General features: G+C 70.1%; 1 protein-coding gene. It reads right to left on the bottom strand.

Annotated elements, in window-relative coordinates; genetic code table 11:
* The coding region (locus tag V6U77_RS29975; RefSeq protein WP_334610088.1) for an acetaldehyde dehydrogenase (acetylating) at nucleotides 1–548 on the bottom strand (548 nt) is incomplete at both ends.

The raw sequence follows: 548 nt of genomic DNA, 5'->3' as shown, positions 1-548 counted from the left end.
CCGGCGCCGCCGACGACCTCGATCGCCCGCGCCGTGGTCTCCGTGAACTCGTCGATGTTCGCCCGCGTCCCCGGACCCGCCGACCGCGACGCGATCGACGCCACGATCTCCCCGTACGCCACCGGCGTCACCCGACCGACAGCGGCGACGATCGGCACCGTCGCCTGCCCACCACACGTCACCATGTTGACGTTGCGCTCACCCAGATGCTCGTCCAGGTTCACCGGCGGCACCACGTACGGACCGACCGCCGCCGGCGTCAGATCCACCACCAGCCGACCGTGCGCCGCCAACACCGCGTCGTTGCGCCGATGCGCCCCCGCCGACGTGGCATCGAACACCAACTCCACATCCGCGAACTCCGGCATCCCGACCAGACCGTCCACACCCCGGGCCGTGGTCGCCACGCCCAACCTGCGCGCCCGTGCCAGACCGTCCGACTCGGGATCGATGCCGACCATCGCCACCATCCGCAACGACTCCGACAACCGCAACACCTTGATCATCAGATCCGTGCCGATGTTGCCCGACCCGATCACCGCCACACC

It is taken from the genome of Micromonospora sp. CPCC 205546, assembly GCF_036902715.1.
Lineage (GTDB): Bacteria > Actinomycetota > Actinomycetes > Mycobacteriales > Micromonosporaceae > Micromonospora.
Note: the sequence above shows the minus strand (reverse complement) of the source record. Positions and strands in the feature narration are given on the sequence as shown.